The organism is Rhodococcus sp. 14C212, assembly GCF_011058195.1.
Taxonomy (GTDB): Bacteria; Actinomycetota; Actinomycetes; order Mycobacteriales; family Mycobacteriaceae; genus Rhodococcus; species Rhodococcus aetherivorans.
On the sequence record NZ_JAALEH010000034.1, the window covers coordinates 40,674 to 58,324 of the forward strand.

At 70.9% G+C, this 17,651-nt stretch carries 16 protein-coding genes; 15 read left to right on the top strand and 1 reads right to left on the bottom strand.

The annotated features are described in order from the left end of the window. The first annotated feature begins 25 nt into the window (after window positions 1–25). The 15 genes from G6038_RS16310 to nuoN all read left to right on the top strand — a co-directional run bounded on the left by G6038_RS16310 (window position 26) and on the right by nuoN (window position 16,991). A complete protein-coding gene (locus G6038_RS16310) occupies window positions 26–448 on the top strand; it encodes a response regulator transcription factor (RefSeq protein ID WP_165038872.1) in 423 nt (140 codons plus the stop codon). A gap of 326 nt (window positions 449–774) precedes the next feature. After that, window positions 775–1,134 carry an NADH-quinone oxidoreductase subunit A gene (locus tag G6038_RS16315; RefSeq protein ID WP_010595343.1) on the top strand — a complete coding sequence of 120 codons (360 nt, stop codon included), beginning with the start codon at window positions 775–777 and terminating at the stop codon, window positions 1,132–1,134. Window positions 1,135–1,217: 83 nt separating this feature from the next. After that, window positions 1,218–1,784 (top strand): NADH-quinone oxidoreductase subunit B, encoded by a 567-nt coding sequence (locus tag G6038_RS16320; RefSeq protein WP_165038873.1) that lies wholly within the window; start codon window positions 1,218–1,220, stop codon window positions 1,782–1,784. Between the two features lie 83 nt (window positions 1,785–1,867). Next, the gene (locus G6038_RS16325; protein WP_346772835.1) at window positions 1,868–2,578 is read left to right on the top strand and encodes an NADH-quinone oxidoreductase subunit C; all 711 of its coding nucleotides are present in this window, start codon (window positions 1,868–1,870) and stop codon (window positions 2,576–2,578) included. Between the two features lie 8 nt (window positions 2,579–2,586). Next, complete coding sequence (nuoD, locus tag G6038_RS16330) at window positions 2,587–3,891, top strand: NADH dehydrogenase (quinone) subunit D (RefSeq protein ID WP_346772836.1); 1,305 nt, start codon at window positions 2,587–2,589, stop codon at window positions 3,889–3,891. Continuing rightward, on the top strand, window positions 3,888–4,745 hold the full coding sequence (gene nuoE / locus G6038_RS16335) for an NADH-quinone oxidoreductase subunit NuoE (protein ID WP_165038875.1): 858 nt from the start codon (window positions 3,888–3,890) through the stop codon (window positions 4,743–4,745). The genes nuoD and nuoE overlap by 4 nt, the downstream gene beginning before the upstream one ends. Before the next feature lies 1 nt (window position 4,746). After that, window positions 4,747–6,066: an NADH-quinone oxidoreductase subunit NuoF gene (gene nuoF, locus G6038_RS16340; RefSeq protein WP_165038876.1), complete on the top strand. Its 1,320-nt coding sequence runs from the start codon at window positions 4,747–4,749 to the stop codon at window positions 6,064–6,066. Then, the gene (locus G6038_RS16345) at window positions 6,063–8,534 is read left to right on the top strand and encodes an NADH-quinone oxidoreductase subunit G (protein WP_165038877.1); all 2,472 of its coding nucleotides are present in this window, start codon (window positions 6,063–6,065) and stop codon (window positions 8,532–8,534) included. Before nuoF ends, G6038_RS16345 begins: the two co-directional genes overlap by 4 nt. A gap of 43 nt (window positions 8,535–8,577) precedes the next feature. Beyond that, window positions 8,578–9,924: an NADH-quinone oxidoreductase subunit NuoH gene (gene nuoH / locus G6038_RS16350; RefSeq protein ID WP_165038893.1), complete on the top strand. Its 1,347-nt coding sequence runs from the start codon at window positions 8,578–8,580 to the stop codon at window positions 9,922–9,924. Further along, window positions 9,917–10,510, top strand: coding sequence for an NADH-quinone oxidoreductase subunit NuoI (nuoI, locus tag G6038_RS16355; protein ID WP_165038878.1), 594 nt, complete (start codon window positions 9,917–9,919; stop codon window positions 10,508–10,510). Before nuoH ends, nuoI begins: the two co-directional genes overlap by 8 nt. 33 nt (window positions 10,511–10,543) lie before the next feature. Further along, window positions 10,544–11,350 (top strand): NADH-quinone oxidoreductase subunit J, encoded by an 807-nt coding sequence (locus G6038_RS16360; RefSeq protein WP_206024867.1) that lies wholly within the window; start codon window positions 10,544–10,546, stop codon window positions 11,348–11,350. Then, complete coding sequence (nuoK, locus tag G6038_RS16365; protein ID WP_165038880.1) at window positions 11,347–11,646, top strand: NADH-quinone oxidoreductase subunit NuoK; 300 nt, start codon at window positions 11,347–11,349, stop codon at window positions 11,644–11,646. Before G6038_RS16360 ends, nuoK begins: the two co-directional genes overlap by 4 nt. Before the next feature lie 112 nt (window positions 11,647–11,758). After that, window positions 11,759–13,711, top strand: a complete 1,953-nt coding sequence (gene nuoL / locus G6038_RS16370; RefSeq protein WP_165038881.1) for an NADH-quinone oxidoreductase subunit L — start codon at window positions 11,759–11,761, stop codon at window positions 13,709–13,711. Continuing rightward, a complete protein-coding gene (locus G6038_RS16375) occupies window positions 13,711–15,345 on the top strand; it encodes an NADH-quinone oxidoreductase subunit M (protein ID WP_165038882.1) in 1,635 nt (544 codons plus the stop codon). Before nuoL ends, G6038_RS16375 begins: the two co-directional genes overlap by 1 nt. Next, window positions 15,342–16,991 carry an NADH-quinone oxidoreductase subunit NuoN gene (gene nuoN / locus G6038_RS16380; RefSeq protein WP_165038883.1) on the top strand — a complete coding sequence of 550 codons (1,650 nt, stop codon included), beginning with the start codon at window positions 15,342–15,344 and terminating at the stop codon, window positions 16,989–16,991. The genes G6038_RS16375 and nuoN overlap by 4 nt, the downstream gene beginning before the upstream one ends. Window positions 16,992–17,017: 26 nt before the next feature. Here the strand turns inward: nuoN and G6038_RS16385 are convergent, their stop codons facing one another. After that, window positions 17,018–17,632, bottom strand: coding sequence for an ATP-dependent Clp protease proteolytic subunit (locus G6038_RS16385; RefSeq protein ID WP_165038884.1), 615 nt, complete (start codon window positions 17,630–17,632; stop codon window positions 17,018–17,020). Between the last annotated feature and the right edge of the window lie 19 nt (window positions 17,633–17,651).

The window sequence follows — 17,651 nt, forward strand, 5'->3', positions numbered from 1 at the left end:
GGTTCCGGCCAGTAGCATCTGCTCCGTGACCGACTCGACCGCGAGTACCAGCCGTCCTGCCGCCCTGCGCGTTCTCGTCTACAGCGACGACGCCGACACGCGCGAGCAGGTCACCCGGGCGCTGGGCCGGCGACCCGATCCCGAGCTCCCCGAACTCGACTTCGTCGAGGTGGCGACCGAGCCGATGGTGATCCGCCGCATGGACGCCGGCGGTATCGACCTCGCGATCCTGGACGGCGAGGCGGCCCCCGCCGGGGGAATGGGGATCGCCAAGCAACTCAAGGACGAACTCGAACAGTGCCCGCCCGTCGTCGTGCTGACCGGCCGGGCGGACGACGCGTGGCTGGCCGACTGGTCCCGGGCCGAGGCCGCGGTGCCGCGGCCTCTCGACCCGTTCCGCCTCGCGGAGACGGTCGTCGCGCTGCTACGCGGCCGCAACGCCACCTGAGGGCGGCGGCGAAGCGGGCGCCGTCCGGCAGGCCCGGGCATCGGCCCGCCGCCCGGCAGGCCCGGGCATCGGCCCGCGGCCCAGGCGAACTGCCGGCGCCGGCGTCCCCGCACGGGTCGGGCGAAACGGAGAAATCACGCCGCGTCGTATCCGCCTCGGCGGGACACCACGCCGGTAGGCTGAGCCGTACATCACAATGATGCGGCTGAAGTGACTGACGGCACTGTCCCCGTATCGTGATCGTTCGGCCCCAGCGGCCGGAGGAGGTCGGCAAGGGCAACGGGGTCGGCGCGTGGGGCCGGCTCGCACGGAGAGGAGCCAGGCGCATGAACGTCTACATCCCGATCCTCGTGCTCGGGGGGATAGCGGTCGCCTTCGCCGTGTTCTCCGTAGTCGTGTCCTCGGTGATCGGCCCGAGCCGCTACAACCGAGCCAAGCTCGAAGCCTATGAGTGCGGGATCGACCCGACGCCGCAGCCGCCGGGGGGTGGCAGGTTCCCGGTGAAGTACTACCTGACGGCCATGCTGTTCATCATCTTCGACATCGAGATCGTCTTCCTCTATCCGTGGGCCGTGCACCTCGATGCCCTGGGGGTCTTCGGGCTGGCCGCGATGGCGCTGTTCGTGTTCAACGTCGCCGTCGCCTACGTCTACGAGTGGCGGCGGGGTGGTCTCGGCTGGGACTGACCGCGGCAGGTATTGGGCGCGACAGGGAATGGGATTGTGCCGTAATGGATTCGAACACCGACCGAAAGTGATAAGAGTCGGACATGGGTCTCGAGGAGAAGTTGCCGAGCGGCTTTCTGCTGAGCACGGTGGAGAGCTTCGCCGGTTTCGCGCGCAAGGGTTCGCTGTGGCCCGCGACCTTCGGGCTCGCGTGCTGCGCGATCGAGATGATGACCACCGTGTCGCCGCGGTTCGACATCGCGCGGTTCGGGATGGAGGCGTTCCGCGCCTCGCCGCGACAGGCCGACCTCATGATCGTCGCCGGCCGGGTCAGCCAGAAGATGGCCCCGGTGCTGCGGCAGGTCTACGACCAGATGGTCGAGCCGAAATGGGTGCTGGCCATGGGTGTGTGCGCCTCCTCGGGCGGCATGTTCAACAACTACGCCGTCGTGCAGGGTGTCGACCACATCGTTCCCGTCGACATCTACCTACCCGGGTGCCCGCCCCGGCCGGAGATGCTGCTGCATGCCGTCCTGATGCTGCACGAGAAGATCCAGCAGATGCCGCTCGGCGTGGACCGGGACAAGGCCGTGCAGGCCGCCGAGGAGGCGGCCCTGGCCGCCGCCCGGCCCGTCGTGCCCACCCTCGAGGTGCGGGGGTCGGCCCGGTGACCGCCTCCTCCGACAACGAACGGTCCTCGCGCCCTACGGATCCCGCAGCGCGCAGGCAGGACGCCGCACTGCCGGTGGACCGGGTGGCCACCACCGGCCCCGAGGGAACGCTGCCGGCGCGGCCCGACGGCGGCGCCGAGGTGATCGGCGTCCGCAAGGGCATGTTCGGGGTCCGCGGCAGCGGCGACACCTCCGGCTACGGGCGGCTCGTGCGCCCGGTGACCCTGCCCGGGGGCACCCCGCGCCCGTACGGCGGGTACTTCGACGACGTGGCCGATGCCCTGCACGCCGCCGTCGCCGAGTCCGGGGTGGATTTCGCGGCGGCGATCGAGAAGGTCGTCGTCCATCGCGGTGAGCTGACCTTCCACGTCCGTCGCGAGCACCTTCCCGAGGTGGCCCGGCGGTTGCGCGACGAACCGGACCTGCGCTTCGAACTGTGCCTCGGCGTCGACGGGGCGCACTACCCGCAGGACACCGGCCGCGAACTGCACGCCGTGTATCCGCTCATGTCGATCACCCACAACCGCCGCATCCGGCTCGAGGTGTCGGCCCCGGACGCCGACCCCCACATCCCGTCGCTGTACGGGGTGTATCCGACCAACGACTGGCACGAGCGCGAGACCTACGACTTCTTCGGGATCGTCTTCGACGGCCACCCGTCGCTGACCCGCATCGAGATGCCCGACGACTGGTCGGGGCATCCGCAACGCAAGGACTATCCGCTCGGCGGCATCCCCGTCGAGTACCACGGGGCGGAGATCCCGCCGCCCGACGAGCGGAGGGCGTACAGCTGATGACCGACATCACCGAGGGGCCGGTCCACACCGTCGTCGGTGAGGACTGGGACAGCATCGTCGAGGCCGCCCGCGCCTCGGCCGCCGACCGCGGCGACGAACGCATCGTGGTCAACATGGGGCCGCAGCACCCGTCGACGCACGGCGTCCTGCGACTCGTGCTCGAGATCGAGGGCGAGACCGTCACCGAGGCCCGCTGCGGAATCGGCTACCTGCACACCGGCATCGAGAAGAACCTCGAGTACCGCACCTGGACCCAGGGCGTCACCTTCGTCACCCGGATGGACTACCTGTCGCCGTTCTTCAACGAGACCGCCTACTGCCTCGGTGTCGAGAAGCTGCTCGACATCACCGACGCGATCCCCGAACGGGCCACCGTGGTCCGGGTGCTGCTCATGGAGCTCAACCGGATCTCCTCGCACCTCGTCGCCCTGGCCACCGGCGGCATGGAACTCGGCGCGATGACCGCGATGTTCCTCGGTTTCCGTGAGCGGGAACTGATCCTCGACGTGTTCGAGACGATCACCGGTCTGCGCATGAACCACGCCTACATCCGTCCCGGCGGGCTCGCGCAGGACCTGCCGGCCGGGGCGGTCGAAAAGATCCGCGACCTGCTCGACCTGCTGCCGCGGCGACTGCGGGACATGGCGGACCTGCTCAACGAGAACCACATCTGGAAGGCCCGCACCCAGGGCATCGGCTACCTCGACCTGACCGGCTGCATGGCCCTCGGCATCACCGGTCCCGTCCTGCGTTCGACCGGCCTGCCGCACGACCTGCGCAAGTCGCAACCGTACTGCGGCTACGACACCTACGAGTTCGACGTGTGCACCGACACCGGGTGCGACGCCTACGGCCGCTACCTGATCCGGATCGACGAGATGAAGGAGTCGATCAAGATCGTCGAGCAGTGTCTCGACCGGCTACGGCCCGGACCGGTCATGGTGGAGGACAAGAAGATCGCCTGGCCGGCCGACCTGTCCCTCGGCGCGGACGGTCTCGGCAACTCCCCGGAGCACATCCGGAAGATCATGGGCAACTCGATGGAGGGCCTGATCCACCACTTCAAGCTCGTCACCGAGGGCTTCCGCGTCCCACCCGGCCAGGTGTACACCGCCGTCGAGTCCCCGCGCGGGGAACTGGGCGTGCACATGGTCAGCGACGGTGGCACCCGGCCGTACCGGGTGCACTTCCGGGACCCCTCCTTCACGAACCTGCAGGCGGTGTCCGCGATGTGCGAGGGCGGCATGGTCGCCGACGTCATCGCCGCGGTCGCCAGCATCGATCCCGTGATGGGGGGAGTGGACCGTTGACACCGGAGCAGCGCGTAGCGATCGAGCCGGACCCTGCCTCCGGCCCCGTGTTCATCCAGTTCGGCCCACGCCCCGAGGAGCGGTCCCGGTTGGTGCGGCCGGGCGCCCGCGAGCGGTACCCGGCGGACGTGCGGACCCGCCTCGAGACCGATGCCGCGGAGATCATCGGCCGCTACCCGCAGCCACGCTCCGCCCTGCTGCCGCTGCTGCACCTGGTGCAGTCCGAGGACGGGTACATCACCCCGGCCGGCGTCGAGTTCTGCGCCGACCGGCTCGGGCTCACCGGCGCCGAGGTCGGCGCGGTGGCCACGTTCTACTCCATGTACCGGCGCGAGCCCACCGGTGACTACCTCGTCGGCGTCTGCACCAACACCCTGTGCGCGATCATGGGCGGCGACGAGATCCTCGAAGCGCTCGAGGAACACCTCGGGCTGCGCACCGCAGCCGCCGGCACCGCGCAGGACGCGGCCGGCGCCGTCACCGAAGCCGGCGCCGTCACCCTCGAGCACCTCGAATGCAACGCCGCCTGCGACTTCGCGCCCGTCGTGATGGTCAACTGGGAGTTCTTCGACCACCAGACCCCGGACTCGGCCCGCGCGCTCGTCGACGATCTGCGCGCCGGCCGGCCCGTCACGCCCACCCGGGGCGCACCGCTGTGCACCTTCCGGCAGACCGCCCGCATCCTCGCCGGGTTCCCGGACGAGCGTCCCGGCGCCCTGGCGGCCGGCGGCAGCGCGGGTGCGGCATCGCTCGCGGGCCTGCGCATCGCCCGGGAGCGGGGCATGCGGGCGCCCGCCCCGGAGCCGGAACAGCCCTCCGACCCGGTCGCCGGACCCCGATCCGAAGGAGGCTGACGTGGCGTTGACCCCTGTCCTGAGCCGGTACTGGGACGAGCCCGAGTCCTGGACGCTCGACACCTACCGTCGCCACGACGGATACGAGGGCCTGCGCAAGGCACTGCGCATGCCCCCGGACGAGGTGATCGCCACCGTCAAGGAGGCGGGCCTGCGCGGCCGCGGCGGCGCCGGCTTCGCCACCGGCGTGAAGTGGAGCTTCATCCCCCAGGGCGACGGCAAACCCCACTACCTGGTGGTCAACGCCGACGAATCCGAACCGGGCACCTGCAAGGACATGCCCCTGCTGCTGGCCACACCGCACGCGCTCGTCGAAGGCGCCGTCATCGCGGCGTACGCCATCCGCGCCGCGCACGCCTTCGTCTACGTCCGCGGCGAGGTGGTGCCGGTGCTGCGCCGGCTGCAGGCCGCGGTCGCCGAGGCGTACGCCGCGGGCTTCCTCGGCCGCGACATCCTCGGCAGCGGCTACGACCTCGAACTCGTCGTCCACGCCGGCGCCGGGGCGTACATCTGCGGTGAGGAGACCGCGCTGCTGGACTCCCTCGAGGGCCGGCGCGGCCAGCCCCGGCTGCGCCCGCCGTTCCCCGCCGTGGCGGGCCTGTACGCGCGCCCGACGGTCGTCAACAACGTCGAGTCGATCGCGAGCGTGCCGTCGATCCTGCACAACGGGATCGAGTGGTTCCGCTCCATGGGGACCGAGAAGTCGCCGGGCTTCACGCTCTACTCCCTGTCCGGTCACGTGACGACGCCCGGCCAGTACGAGGCGCCCCTGGGAATCACCCTGCGGGAGCTGCTCGACTATGCGGGCGGCGTCCGGGCCGGGCACCGGCTGAAGTTCTGGACCCCCGGCGGCTCGTCGACGCCCCTCTTCACCGACGAGCACCTCGACGTCCCGCTCGACTACGAGGGCGTCGCCGGGGCCGGTTCCATGCTGGGCACCAAGGCGCTGCAGATCTTCGACGACACCACCTGCGTGGTGCGCGCGGTGCTGCGCTGGACCGAGTTCTACGCGCACGAGTCGTGCGGCAAGTGCACCCCGTGCCGGGAGGGCACCTACTGGCTGGTGCAGATCCTGCGGCGGCTCGAGCGAGGCGAGGGAACCGGAGCCGACCTGGACAAGCTGCTCGACCTCTCCGACAACATCCTCGGCAGGTCGTTCTGCGCCCTCGGCGACGGAGCGACCAGCCCGATCACGTCCTCGATCAAGTACTTCCGCGACGAGTACCTGGCGCACTTCGAGCAGGGCGGCTGCCCGTTCGACCCGCACCTGTCCACCGTCATGGCCGGTGCGGGCCGACCGAACGACGGGGGTGCGCGATGAGCGTCCACACCAACCACGACACCACCGGCCTGCCGACCCCGCCCGACCTGGTGACCGTCGTCGTCGACGGCGTCGAGATCAGCGTCCCGAAGGGCACCCTCGTCATCCGCGCCGCGGAACTGCTCGGCGTCCAGATTCCCCGATTCTGCGACCACCCGCTGCTCGAACCCGTCGGCGCGTGCCGCCAGTGCCTGGTCGACGTGGAGGGCCAGCGCAAGCCCGTCGCCTCGTGCACGACCCCGGTGACGGACGGAATGGTCGTGCACACGCAGCTGACGTCGCCCGTGGCCGACAAGGCGCAGAAAGGCGTGATGGAGCTGCTGCTGATCAACCATCCGCTGGACTGCCCGGTCTGCGACAAGGGCGGCGAATGTCCCCTGCAGAACCAGGCGATGTCGAACGGGCGCGCCGAGTCCCGCTTCACCGAGGTCAAACGCACGTTCCCCAAACCGATCTCGCTCTCCTCTCAGATCCTCCTGGACCGTGAGCGATGCGTGCTCTGCGCCCGGTGCACGCGGTTCTCCCAGCAGATCGCAGGCGACCCCTTCATCGAACTGATGGAACGGGGCGCCCTGCAGCAGGTCGGCATCTACGAGAAGGAGCCGTTCGAGTCGTACTTCTCCGGCAACACCGTGCAGATCTGCCCGGTCGGCGCACTCACGGGGGCGGCCTACCGGTTCCGTGCCCGGCCGTTCGACCTGGTGTCGAGCCCGAGCGTGTGCGAACACTGCGCCAGCGGCTGCGCCCAGCGCACCGACCACCGGCGCGGGACGGTGCTGCGCCGGCTGGCCGGCGACGACCCGCAGGTCAACGAGGAATGGAACTGCGACAAGGGCCGGTGGGCCTTCACCTACGCCACCCAGCCCGACCGCCTCACCACCCCGTTGGTCCGGGGCGACGACGGCACGCTCGCGCCCGCCTCGTGGCGCGACGCCCTGCGGGTCGCCGCCCGCGGCCTGACCGCCGCCCGCGGCCGTACCGGCGTGCTCGTCGGCGGCCGCGTCACCGTCGAGGACGCGTACGCGTACGGCAAGTTCGCGCGTATCGGACTGGGCACCAACGACATCGACTTCCGGGCGCGTCCGCATTCCGCCGAGGAGGCACAGTTCCTGGCGGCCCGGGTCGCCGGGCGATGGCCCGGCGCCGGCGCCGTGACCTACGACGACCTGGAGCACGCCCCCGCGGTGCTGCTCGTCGGATTCGAGCCCGAGGACGAGTCGCCGATCGTGTTCCTGCGGCTGCGCAAGGCGGTCCGCAGACGGGGACTGGCGGTGTGCGCGATCGCACCGTTCGCGAGCCGTGGCCTCGAGAAGCTGTCCGGCCGGCTCCTGCCGGCCGTCCCGGGCGCCGAACCGGACCTGCTCGACGCCCTCCACCTCGCCGGCCGGCCCGGACACCGGGACGTCGCGGAGACCGCCGAACTCCTACGCCGACCCGGGGCGGTCGTCCTGGTGGGGGAGCGGCTGGCCGCAGTGCCGGGGGCGCTGTCGGCCGTCGGCCGTCTCGCCGACGACACCGGTGCGCGGCTGGCGTGGATCCCGCGGCGGGCCGGTGAACGCGGTGCGCTGGAGGCCGGGGCCCTGCCGGGACTTCTGCCCGGCGCCCGCCCGGTCGCCGACGCCGGCGCCCGACGCCAGGTCGCTGCCGTCTGGGGCGTGCCGGACCTGCCGCCGTCCGCCGGCCGGGACACGGCGCAGATCCTCACCGACGCCGCGTCGGGCGCGCTCGGAGCCCTGGTGATCGGCGGGGTCGACGTCGACGACCTGCCCGACCCGCACGCCGCCGTCGCCGCGGTCGACGCCGCCGGCTTCGTCGTCAGCCTGGAACTGCGGCGCAGCGCGATCACCGACCGGGCCGACGTCGTCTTCCCCGTCGCACCCGCGGTGGAGAAACCGGGAACCTTCCTCGATTGGGAGGGCCGGGAGCGCCCCTTCGCCGCCGCGCTGCGCAACACCGGCGCCCTGCCGGATCAGCGGGTCCTCGGCGCGATCGCCGACGAGATGGGGGTCCGCCTCGGCCTCGCCGACGCCGCGGCGGCCCTCGACGAGCTCGTGGCGCTGGGCTCCTGGGGCGGCGGGCCTGCCGGTCCGCCGGACGTCGCGCCGCGGGACCGCCCGGAGCCGGGTCCCGGTGAGGCGGTGCTCGCGGGATGGCGGATGCTCCTCGACCGCGGACGGATGCAGGACGGTGAACCGCATCTCGCCGGGACCGCCCGGCGGCCGGTGGCGCGGCTGTCCGCCGCCACCGCCGCCGAGATCGGCGCGGATGCCGGGGATCCGGTGACCGTCGCGACGGACCGGGGCTCGATCACGCTGCCCCTGGTGATCACCGACATGCCCGAGCGGGTGGTGTGGGTGCCGCTCAATTCGCCGGGATGCGCGGTGCACCGGCAACTGGCCGCGTCCGTGGGGGACACCGTCCGCATCCGCCGGGGCGACGCCCGGTCGCAGGGGGTGCCCGATGAGTGACGCCGTGCTGTTCGGCGCCGCGGCGGTGCCGGCTCCCGGTGCCCTGTCGGCGCAGTCCGGGTACCCCGATCCGGCGTCGTTCGGCCAGGATCCGTGGTGGCTGGTCGTCGTGAAGGCGGTGGCCGTCTTCGCCTTCCTGGTGTTGACGGTGCTCGTCGCGATCCTTGCGGAACGAAAGATCCTGGCACGCATGCAGATGCGGGTCGGGCCGAACCGGGTGGGCCCGCGGGGGTTGCTGCAGAGCCTCGCCGACGGCGTCAAGCTCGCCCTGAAGGAGGGCATCGTGCCCGCGGGCGTGGACAAACCCATCTACGTCCTCGCGCCGATCATCGCGACGGTGCCGGCGTTCATGGCGTTCGCCGTCATCCCGCTCGGGCCGGTGGTCTCGGTGTTCGGCCAGCGCACCCCGCTGCAGTTGACGGACCTGCCCGTGGCCGTGCTGTACATCCTCGCGGCCACCTCGATCGGGGTCTACGGCATCGTGCTCGCCGGCTGGGCGTCCGGATCCACCTATCCGCTGCTGGGTGGTCTGCGCTCGACGGCGCAGGTGATCTCCTACGAGATCGCGATGGCGCTCTCGTTCGCGGCCGTCTTCCTGCTGTCGGGCACGCTGTCCACCTCCGGCATCGTCGCCGCCCAGGACGGCGTCTGGTACGTCTTCCTGCTCCTGCCCTCGTTCCTCATCTACGTCACGTCGATGGTCGGCGAGACCAACCGGGCACCGTTCGACCTGCCCGAGGCCGAGGGCGAACTCGTCGGCGGCTTCCACACGGAGTACTCGTCGCTGAAGTTCGCGATGTTCATGCTCGCCGAGTACGTCAACATGGTGACGGTCTCGGCGCTGGCCACCACCCTGTTCCTCGGCGGCTGGCGCGCGCCGTGGCCGCTGAACATGTGGGAGGGCGCGAACTCCGGCTGGGTGCCGCTGCTCTGGTTCGTCCTCAAGGTGTGGGGATTCCTGTTCCTGTTCGTCTGGCTGCGGGGCACACTGCCGCGGCTGCGGTACGACCAGTTCATGAACCTGGGCTGGAAGGTGCTGATTCCGGTGGCGCTCGCCTGGATCATGGTCGTCGCCGTGATCCGCGTCCTGCGCACGGAGGGCCTGGACCGGTGGCAGATCGTCCTCGCCTCGGCGGGTGTCCTCGTCGCCCTGGCGGTGCCGTCGCTCCTGTGGAACCGCATGCGCGCCGGCCGCCCCCGGCCCGGCGAGACCCCCGGGGGGACGGCGCCGGCCGAGCCGTTCGACCCGATGGCCGGGGGCTTCCCCGTCCCGCCGCTGCCCGGCCAGACGCTGCCGCCGCGGCGTCGACGCACCCCCGTCGCCGCAGCCGCCGAGGGCGGGAGCGGGCGCCGTTCCGATCCGATTACCGAGGAGAACCGCGATGCCTGACTTCCTCGATCCCGTCGCGGGATTCGGAGTGACCTTCCGGGCGATGTTCCACAAGGCCCAGACCGAGCGCTACCCCGAGCAGAAGGAACCGACCGCACCGCGCTACCACGGCCGCCATCAGCTCAACCGTCACCCCGACGGACTGGAGAAGTGCATCGGGTGCGAACTGTGTGCCTGGGCGTGCCCCGCCGACGCGATCTACGTCGAGGGCGCGGACAACACCGACACCGAGCGATACTCGCCGGGGGAGCGCTACGGGCGCGTCTACCAGATCAACTACCTGCGCTGCATCGGGTGCGGTCTGTGCATCGAGGCCTGCCCGACGCGGGCGCTGACCATGACCAACGAGTACGAGATGGCCGACGACAACCGGACGGACCTGATCTACGACAAGACCAGGCTGCTCGCGCCGCTCGCGCCCGGCATGGCCGCTCCGCCCCACGACATGTACCCGGGCACGACGGACGAGGACTACTACCTCGGCACGGTGACCGAGGCCGCGCCCGGCACCGCGTCGGCCGCCGACGGAACCGTCGAATCCGACCGGGAACCGCCGCAGCCGCGAGGCGGCCGTGATGTGGCGTGACCGGCGGAGAGGGGAGTGGTCTCGATGGACCCGATGACGCCGGCCCTGCTGGCGGCCGAGGCCTTCACCCGCACGTCCACCGGTGAGGCCGTGCTGTTCTGGATCCTCGGAACACTCGCGGTGATCGGCGCACTGGGCGTCGTCACCGCGACCAAGGCCGTGTACTCGGCGATGTTCCTCGCCGTCACCATGATCATCCTCGCGGTGTTCTACATCGCCCAGGACGCGTTGTTCCTCGGCGTCGTCCAGATCGTGGTGTACACGGGGGCGGTCATGATGCTGTTCCTGTTCGTGGTCATGCTCGTCGGCGTCGATTCCTCCGACGCGCTCGTCGAGACCCTGCGCGGCCAGCGGGTCGCCGCGATCGCGGCCGGCCTCGGATTCGGACTGCTGCTCGTCGGCGGACTCGGCAACGCCGCCGTCGGGGAGTTCGCCGGACTCGACGACGCGAACGCCGCAGGCAACATCGCCGGCCTGGCCGAGCTGATCTTCGTCCGGTACGTCTGGGCCTTCGAACTCACCGGAGCCCTGCTGATCACCGCCACGATCGGCGCCATGGTCCTCGCCCACCGGGAACGCTTCGGGCTGCGCAAGACCCAGCAGGAACTGTCGCAGGAACGCTTCCGCGCCGGCGGCCGCGCCACCCCGCTGCCGAGTCCCGGGGTCTATGCCCGCCACAACGCGGTCGACGTGCCGGCCCGGCTGCCCGACGGATCGTACTCGGACCTGTCGGTCAGCGAGGTGCTCCGGCGGCGGGCGATGTCCGCGGACGGAGCAGCCGGCCCACACGCGGGCGACGCACCCCGACGCGGCTCGTCCGGTGAGGAGGGATCGCGGTGAACCCCGAGAACTACCTGTACCTGTCCGCCCTGTTGTTCACCATCGGTGCGGCCGGTGTCCTGCTGCGCCGCAACGCGATCGTCGTGTTCATGTGCATCGAGCTCATGCTCAACGCCGCGAACCTGGCGTTCGTCACGTTCGCCCGTATGCACGGCAACCTCGACGGTCAGGTCATCGCGTTCTTCACCATGGTCGTCGCGGCCGCCGAGGTCGTCGTCGGCCTGGCGATCATCATGACCATCTTCCGTGCCCGGCGTTCGGTTTCCGTCGACGACGCCAACCTCCTGAGGTACTGACGACCCCGGACGGCCACACCCGTCCGCACACGCACGAGGAGGAGACTGTGCCCGAGACGACCGTGCCCGAGACGACGGCCCGCGCCGGCGGCGCCCCGACGGGCGGACCGGCATGAACGGCGGAATCTCGTCGACCGTCTGGCTGCTGCCCGCGCTGCCGCTGCTCGGCGCGGCCGTGCTGCTGCTGGCCGGCCGGCGCAGCGACCCGTGGGGACACCTGCTCGGCTGCGCGACGGCACTCGCCTCGTTCGCGGTCGGTGTCGCCCTCTTCGTCGACATGCTCGGCCACGACGCCGACGACCGTGCCGTGAATCAGAGCCTCTTCGAATGGGTACCGGTCGCGGGCCTGCAGATCGACTTCGGGCTCCAGCTCGACCAGCTGTCGATGTGCTTCGTGCTGCTGATCACCGGTGTCGGCTCGCTCATCCACATCTACTCGGTCGGGTACATGGCACACGGCCCCGACCCCTCCGGTCGCGCCGCCGGCTCCGCTTCGGGTTCGTCGGGTCGCTCCGCCGCTCCCGGGCGCCGGCTGTTCTTCGCCTACCTCAACCTCTTCCTTGCGGCGATGTTGCTGCTCGTCCTCGCCGACAACTATCTCGGCCTGTACGTGGGCTGGGAGGGGGTCGGGCTCGCCTCGTACCTGCTCATCGGGTTCTGGCAGTACAAGCCGTCCGCCGCGGCAGCCGCGAAGAAGGCGTTCGTCGTCAACCGCGTCGGCGACATGGGCCTGGCCGTCGCCATGATGATCATGTTCGCGACGTTCGGTTCCGTCACGTTCGACGACGTCTTCGGCGGGGCCGAGGGTGCGAGCGACGGCGTGCTCACCGCACTCGGCCTCGTGCTGCTGCTCGCCGCCTGCGGCAAGTCCGCGCAGGTGCCGCTGCAGTCCTGGCTCGGTGACGCGATGGAAGGCCCGACACCGGTGTCGGCGCTGATCCACGCGGCCACCATGGTCACCGCGGGCGTCTACCTGATCGTCCGGTCCGACGCGATCTTCGACCTCGCCCCCACCGCACAACTCGCCGTCGTGACCGTGGGGGCGGTGACCCTGCTGTTCGGGGCCGTCATCGGCTGCGCCAAGGACGACATCAAGAAGGCGCTGGCCGCGTCGACGATGAGCCAGATCGGCTACATGGTCCTCGCCGCGGGACTCGGTCCCGCCGGGTACGCCTTCGCGATCATGCACCTGCTCACCCACGGCTTCTTCAAGGCCGGACTGTTCCTCGGTGCCGGATCGGTGATGCACGGCATGAACGACGAGGTGAACATGCGGCGCTACGGCGGCCTGCGCACCGTCATGCCCGTCACGTTCGTCACCTTCGGCCTCGGCTACCTCGCGATCATCGGCGCTCCGCCGTTCGCCGGGTTCTTCTCCAAGGACAAGATCATCGAGGCCGCGTTCGGAGCGGGCGGCGCCGAGGGAGTCGTCCTCGGCACGGCCGCCCTGCTCGGTGCCGGCATCACCGCGTTCTACATGACGCGGGTGATGCTGATGACCTTCTTCGGCCGGCGCCGCTGGGCCGCCGACGTCCACCCCCACGAGGCGCCCGCCGTGATGACGGTGCCCATGATCGTGCTGGCCGTGGGCTCGGTCGGCGCCGGTGCTGCGCTCAGCCTGGGGGGAGCGCTGCAGAACTGGCTCGAGCCGGTGGTGGGGGCCTCCGAGATCGAACACGTGCTCCCGGTGTGGGTGATCACCGCCCTCACCCTCGCCGTCGTGCTCGCCGGTGTCGCGGTGGCCTACCGGCAGTACGCCCGGCGCGAGATTCCCGAGGTCGCCCCCGCCGACGTGTCGGCGTTCACCGTCGCCGCCCGCAGGGATCTCTACGGCGACACGGTCAACGAGGCGGTGTTCATGCGACCCGGGCGGTCCCTGACCACGACCCTGGTGACCGTCGACGACAAGGCGGTCGACGGGGCGGTCGACGGGATCTCCGCCACAGTCGGCGCTCTCTCCGTCCGGATGCGGCACCTGCAGACCGGTTTCGTGCGGTCCTACGGCTTGTCCATGTTGGTAGGCGCGGCCGTCGTGGTCGCGGCGATGGTGCTGGGGAGGCTGTAGTGGACGACTTTCCCTGGTTGACGACCCTGTGGGTGGTGCCGCTCGTCGGTGCCGTCGTCGTGCTGGCGCTTCCCGCCCGCATGCGGAGCCTCGCCAAGACGACCGCGCTGGCGGTCGCGTCCGTGGTGCTCGTACTGGCCTGCGCGCTGGCGGTCGGCTTCGATCCGGCAGGCGAGCAGTACCAGTACGTCGAATCCCACCCGTGGATTCCGGCCCTGGGCACCCGGTACACGCTGGGCGTGGACGGCATCGCGCTCGTGCTGGTGCTGCTGACCGCGGTGCTGCTTCCGTTGCTGATGCTGGCCGGCTGGAACGACGCGACACCGGCCGAGCCCGCCGCGACCGCTCGGGGAACCGCGCCGCGGCGTACCACGCAGCTGTACATGGCGCTGATGCTGACGGTCGAGGCGATGGTGATGGTGTCGTTCACCGCCCTCGACGTGCTGCTGTTCTACATCTTCTTCGAAGCGATGCTCATCCCCATGTATTTCCTCATCGGAGGATTCGGGGATCGTCTCGGGGACCGCACGCAGCGCTCCCGCGCGGCGGTGAAGTTCCTGCTCTACAACCTGTTCGGCGGACTGATCATGCTGGCCGCGGTCATCGGGCTGTACGTGGTCACCGCCCGGCAGGGCGCCGGCACCTTCGACTTCCGGGAAATCGTCGCCGCCGTCACCGGCGGCGGTCTCGGCGCCGACGCCGTGGTGCTGCACGCGCTGTTCCTCGGCTTCATGTTCGCCTTCGCCGTGAAGGCACCCCTGTGGCCGTTCCACACCTGGCTGCCCGGCGCCGCGGTGCAGGCCACCCCGGCCGGCGCGGTGCTGATGATGGCCGTGGTCGACAAGGTCGGCACGTTCGGCATGCTGCGCTACTGCCTGCAACTGTTTCCCGAGTCGTCGGTGTACTTCGCGCCGGTGATCGTCACCCTCGCGGTGATCGGCATCGTCTACGGCGCGGCGGTCGCCATCGGCCAGACGGACGTGATGCGCCTGATCGCCTACACCTCCATCTCGCACTTCGGGTTCATCATCCTCGGCATCTTCGCGATGACCAGCCAGGGGCAGGCCGGCTCGACCCTGTACATGGTCAACCACGGCATCTCCACCGCGGCGCTGTTCCTGATCGCCGGGTTCCTCGTCTCCCGGCGGGGATCCCGCGCGATCGCCGCCTACGGTGGCGTCCGCAAGGTCGCCCCCGTCCTGGCCGGCACGTTCCTCGTCGCGGGACTGGCGACCCTGTCCCTTCCCGGGCTGGCGCCGTTCGTCAGCGAATTCCTGGTGCTGATCGGCACGTATCCGCGCTACCAGGTCGCCGCCGTGTTCGCAGTGCTCGCACTCGTCCTCTCGGCGATCTACGTGCTGTGGCTGTACCAGCGCATGATGACGGGGCCGCTCACCGACGGCAACGAGCACGTGTCCGATCTGGTGCCCCGCGAACTCGCCGTCGTGGCGCCGCTCATCGCGTTGCTCCTCGTCCTGGGCGTGTATCCGAAACCCGCGCTCGACGTGATCACCCCGTCGGTGACCCGGGTCCTGGTCACGATCGACCAGTCCGATCCGGCGCCGCCCGCGCCGGCCGAGCCCGTCGCGGGCGGCGGGACCGGGCCCGACACTCACGGAGGGACGCACAGGTGACTCTCTCGGACGGCACCACCGTTCTCGCTCAGGCGATTCCGGCCCCCGACCTCGAATACGGCCCGCTCTCTCCCATGCTGATCGTGTTCGGGGTCGCCGTCGCCGCAGTGCTCGTCGAGGCGTTCGTTCCCCGCCGCGGCCGGTACGCGAGCCAGTTGCTGCTCGCGCTCGGTGGTCTCGTGGCCGCGTTCGTGGCCGTCGTCGTACTCGCCGCGGGGCTGGACTTCTCCACCGAGACCGCGCCCGGGTACACCGCCGCGGTGGACGCGGTGGCGGTCGACGGGCCCACCCTGTTCCTGCAGGGCACCATCCTGCTCGTCTCGATCCTCGCGGTGCTGCTCGTCGCCGAACGCGGAATCGAGCCGGGCGCCCGGGGCGCCACGCAGGAGGGACCGGGCGCGGCGGTGGCGACGGGCGCCGGCGGTGCCGACGCGTTCGCCCCGCAGGCGTCCGCGGTGCCGGGCAGCGTCGCCGAGCGCGAGGCCGCCGCGGTGGGGATGTCGCAGACCGAGGTCTTCCCGTTGGTGCTGTTCGCGGTCGGGGGGATGCTGCTGTTCCCGGCCTCGAACGACCTGCTCACGATGTTCATCGCGCTCGAGGTCCTGTCGCTGCCCCTGTACCTGCTGTGCGGCCTGGCCCGGCGGCAGCGCCTGCTCTCGCAGGAAGCGGCGCTGAAGTACTTCCTGCTCGGCGCGTTCTCCTCGGCCTTCTTCCTCTTCGGCGTGGCGCTGCTGTACGGCTACGCGGGCACGGTCCGGTTGGCGGGTATCGCCGACGCCGTCGCCGACCGCGCGGACGGGGACACGCTGGTCTTGATCGGCGCGGCGATGCTCGCGGTGGGTCTGCTGTTCAAGATCGGGGCGGTGCCGTTCCATTCGTGGATCCCCGACGTCTATCAGGGGGCGCCCACACCGATCACCGCCTTCATGGCGTCGGCCACCAAGGTCGCGGCGTTCGGCGCGATGCTGCGGGTGTTCTACGTAGCGCTGCCCGGGCTGCGCGACGACTGGCGTCCCCTGCTGTGGGGCGTCGCAATCCTGACGATGGTGGCGGGATCGGTGCTGGCCGTGACGCAGAACGACGTGAAGCGGATGCTGGCCTACTCGTCGGTTGCCCACGCCGGCTTCATCCTCACCGGCCTGATCGCCGCCGACCGGGCGGGGCTGGCGTCGACGATGTTCTACCTGTTCGCCTACGGCTTCAGCACCCTGGGCGCGTTCGCCGTCGTGACCCTGGTCCGTGACGACCTCGGGGAGGCGACCCACATGTCCCGCTGGGCGGGGCTCGGCCGGCGCTCACCCGTCGTCGGCGCGGTGTTCGCCCTGTTCCTCCTCGCGTTCGCCGGCATTCCGCTCACGAGCGGGTTCGTCAGCAAGTTCGCCGTGTTCGGGGCGGCGGCGGGCGCCGGAGCCGTTCCGCTCGTGATCGTCGGCGTGGTCAGCAGCGCGATCGCGGCGTACTTCTACGTGCGTGTCATCGTGCTGATGTTCTTCGACGAGCCGGACCGCGACGCCCCGACGGTCGTGGTGCCCAGTGTGCTGACGACCGTCGCGGTCGCCGCCGGGGCGGTGGTGACCGTGGCGCTCGGCGTCTTCCCGCAGCCGCTGCTCGATCTGGCGGATCGGGTCGCGGTGTTCCTCGGCTGACCGCCGCGTCCCCCGGTGCTCGGCGGTCACGGTGCGTGGGGCGCCCGGTCCCCGCCGATCGCGTCGATCAGGCCGTAGTCACGTGCCTGCTCGGCGGTCAGGATCCGGTGCGCGCGCATGTCCTCCGCGATCTCCTCCACGGGGCGGCGGCAGACGTCCGCGAGGCGCTGCTGCAGTGCCCGCAACTGCTTCCGGTATCGGTCGACCTGCGTGTCGACGGTCGCCGCGGGACCGTCACATGTGGTGCGGGGCTCACGCAGGTGGAAGGTGGCGTGCGGCGCGGCGGTGCGCCGATCGGCGGCTGCCAGGAGGGCAAGGGCCGCCCCGGTGAGGGTGCCGAGGCAACTCGCCCGGATCGGCACACCCATCAGGTCGAGAGTGTCGAGGAGGGTCGTCGCGGTGTCGAGGTCGGCCTCGACGTCGTGCAGCCACAGCTGCACCGGGTCGTCGCCGGAGGCGTCGAGCAGCGCGAGCGTGGCGGCGGCGTGGTTGGCGGCCTCGTGGTCGAGACGACCCGTCAGCCGGACGATCCGCTGGTCGAACAGTCGCTCGGCGAGCCAATCGGGGCCGCGGGCGACGAGCGACGTGTACTGCGCCGGTGCGGAAGCAGGCGGAGGAGGTTCGGGCTGCCAGGGCGGCACCGGCGCAGTACACGTCGCT